The organism is Candidatus Hodgkinia cicadicola, assembly GCF_002774925.1.
Map to the genome: position 1 here is coordinate 1 of NZ_NXGO01000120.1, position 3,724 is coordinate 3,724.

A 3,724-nucleotide genomic window follows, 5' to 3' on the forward strand; every position below is an offset into this window, starting at 1 on the left:
ACTTAAAGGATACAACAATAATCAGAACAATATCCAAACAAGGATCATTTTATGTTAACAACTGAAGGATCGGAACATAACGTTGGTTAAGAAATGATCGAGGTATAAGAACAGTTACAATGATTCCAACTGATCATCTTATTAAATAAGATTAATAAAAAGGAACAAGTGGAAGAAATATTCTATTTACATTGGAATAAATGGATAACAAAGGATGGAAAGTTACAACAACAAGTAGTTATGAGCAACTTGCCAAGAACATGTTAACAACCAATGTCAAGATTGATATTGAAATTACTTATTTATTTTAAATAGAATTCATAGAAATATTATTGTAGAACCAATGTTGGAATTAATCAAAGAAATGTGTATACACCTCTATAATTCATTAATAAAACATCTGAAATAGATAATGGAATGTTATTTGTTTAAATTAAAATTACTTATATCTACTGATTAAGACCATAAACTAAGTGGATTACCATTACACAACAAAGTCACACATACATGTTGGATAATACTAACCATTTTATTAACAATGTCAATTATAACCTAATAATATCCAATGTTATTGAAACATATATGTTATTAAAATGATACATGTAATGTTATTGGTAGTCATAACGTTGTGTAACAAAAAATAGACATCTGTGTTGTTAGTTAATTTCTTGAAATATATACCATAAAATAATATAGGATAAAAGGTTTAGATTTAAGATATAAAATGTTTAACAAGTTTAATACAATTAGGAACCACATGAAACCAAACGTTTGATTGTTGATTAGTAATCAGGATGTTAACAACATAGGATTAAATATAAATGTTAATATAATTGGATGAAAACTAATCCCACAACATTTGGTTGTTAATAACATCTAATTGTAAATAAAAAGAATTATTTATATCCGAAGATTATTACAAAATATTAAAGGTCTAAAGATGTAAGTTACAGAACATTACTTAACAAATAGTTATAAGAAATATTAATCGATTAAAGATAAATATTAAATTGAAAAAAAGAAATACTCTATAAAATAATCCTGAAGCCATATAATATTTTATTTTTTGTATTCTGATAGAATATTAGTACCAAGGATCATAACATTATACCCAAGAAATTACTTTGATTTAAACATTGAAATCTTTGTTAAACAGTTAGAGTAATAAAATTTACCAATTCGGTTGTTATAACTTATAAACTAACATAATAAAACAGATAAATATATCAATGATGGTAAACATCAGAACGACAAGCTAGATCTTTGATTTAAGAGATACACTGAAGGTTCGGAGTTAAGATATTTTTGGTAATAACGAATAAAATAGATGTTATTCAAATAGTATGACATAGATGGAGGTGGAAATACCGTTGTAAATATCTTTTATTAATGTATTTTATATTAACATAAATGCTGAAATAACCTACATATGGTCGTTGCATTGAAATCTGGAATATTATACAAGTAATATACAAATTAAAGATGGAAATAAATAATAAAATCAATATAAAGAAACTAACAAAATCTCATATCCGTTGTTACAACGAACATGGAACTCATGGAGTAATGGAAATAGTAATAGTTTAAGTTAACCATGTTTGAATTGAATCTGTTAGAGTTAATATTCTTAACTTCATGGAAAGTACTTGTAAAGAGATTAATAAAAAATCTTTTATGGTATTTCAATAGCAATACTAATAAAGTAAACCAAAGATTATCAACACAAGATAGAGATACACATGAAGTCATTCCTTCGAGATCGGAATTAATAAGATAATATTAAGATATGATATATTCTAGAAAAGGATTATGGACGTTGGTTCTTAAATCCATTGGTCATAGCTTAGGATTAATGTAAGTATTAGTATGTAGAATAATAAACTTAATAAGTTAGATGTAATTATCATTGGATAACTACTGTTAATAACAACAATGTTATTGGTTATCGAAAGAAACATGTTTAAAAAGATATAAGATAATAATAACAAAGAACAATGAAATGTCTAATATCGGATAAAGATAAGAAGATCAGAATAGTGTTAGAGGTTTAATTATAAATTGTTCTTAAATATCTAAGCATAAATTATGGTTCCTTGATAAGGATGACATAATAGATTTACCTAGGATCTATTATTAGGTTGGTAATAATTTTGAAATAGAATTTATTAACTTAATATTAAATATTATTAAGAACAACAACAAAATGTTGTGATAAATGTTAGAGAGATGATAAAATCTCCAATAATTTATGGTATATAAAGACTCTAAATTAACAAAACAACGTTGTTAATATGTTTATAAATTTATGTATTCGACCGATTAAATAGATATCAAGATAAATAAATTCAATGGAAGTTATGTTTACTATTTTAAACAATAAACCAGAACTTAAAGTACTTTAAGTATTTAGATTAGATTAAAAGAAACCGAAAATCATCAATCAAATGTGTATGTCATTGATCAATGAAGTTGTTTAAACTAATATTTGTAAGTAAACAAGAGAACTTTATTAAAATATGTAAAGTTTAAGAGATAAAACTATGGGATTAAGCGGACATATAACTAAGAAGAGGTTATAGCCAAGATTATTGGCCGTTTATGTATTTACTTGCTAAAAATGGTATTAGTTGTTATTAATAAGAATAATTTAAAATTAATTTAATTGAACTAATATATTTATGACCTTTTAACAGATGTTTAATACTTTGTAAGTAATCTGATACATGTTTTATCGATCAAAAATATATTCATGCCATTATATGACTAATAAACTGCTTTATCTTAAATAAACTAACAACAAGATCGATGTTATTTCTAACAACGTTGTAATATCTATTATTTCATTGGTAACAGAATTTATAATAGTTTTGATTAACATTAAATCAGTAATATCCCAATTCAAATTATTCAATACATTTGAGTAATCAGATCCAAGGTTGGACCACATTCCAAATGAAACTATATAATTCTTTGGATAAATTAAACATCTCAATACTAATTCATAAAATAAAGAATTAATAAAAGATTTATTTTTTATCTCCTTTATGACAACATTTTGTTTATTAATATAGGATTATATGTTATTAGAAATAATTATCATGTGTTAACACTGATCTAACATGATTTAATATTATTTATTTACATCAATACGTTAACATTAAACTCTGTATTGACATGATTCTAAACCAATCAGATTAAACGTTGTAAATGTCTAGGTTCGGTGCTATAAATAATTGTAAGAAAATAAACAACAAGATACAAAAATATAAACTAATAAGATTAACATTGAAGAAAACATTGAACTCTCCGTTGGCAACAACGGAACAAAAATATATTACTACCAGATCATTGATTGATTTACCGAAGACAGCAAGTTTAGTTAGGCTAAGAAACAGATGTATTATCTCTGGTAGACCCAGAGGATATTATAGATTCTTCGGAATATCAAGAAGAATAATTAAACAATTGGCTAATACAGGATTATTACCAGGAATGATAAAATCATCTTGATAGCTTCGATAGCAAACATGTTGACACATATTAAGAACTGTTCCAGAGCAAAAAAGTTTTAATCTATGTTCCATATTCTAAATTTAAACTTAATTTATCAATGGCCTTTGAAAGGCATGGTTTTGTTAAAAGGGTATCTCTTTTAAGGTATGGTATTAATAGATCTGAAATATTAATAGAATTGGCATATAATGGATATCATAACATGATACAA

At 24.8% G+C, this 3,724-nt stretch carries 3 protein-coding genes; 2 read left to right on the plus strand and 1 reads right to left on the minus strand.

Annotation, left to right across the window (positions count from 1 at the left end):
• Positions 1–1,594: 1,594 nt before the first annotated feature.
• A complete protein-coding gene (locus tag MAGTDC_RS03590; protein ID WP_146657078.1) occupies positions 1,595–1,777 on the plus strand; it encodes a hypothetical protein in 183 nt (60 codons plus the stop codon).
• A 999-nt stretch (positions 1,778–2,776) separates the two neighbouring features.
• Here MAGTDC_RS03590 and MAGTDC_RS05055 read toward each other — a convergent pair.
• On the minus strand, positions 2,777–2,947 hold the full coding sequence (locus tag MAGTDC_RS05055; protein ID WP_192573211.1) for a hypothetical protein: 171 nt from the start codon (positions 2,945–2,947) through the stop codon (positions 2,777–2,779).
• A 260-nt stretch (positions 2,948–3,207) separates the two neighbouring features.
• Between MAGTDC_RS05055 and rpsN the strand changes: the two genes are divergently transcribed.
• Entirely contained in the window at positions 3,208–3,513 is a 306-nt protein-coding gene (gene rpsN / locus MAGTDC_RS03595; protein ID WP_146657079.1) for a 30S ribosomal protein S14, read from the plus strand.
• The last annotated feature ends 211 nt before the right edge of the window (positions 3,514–3,724 follow it).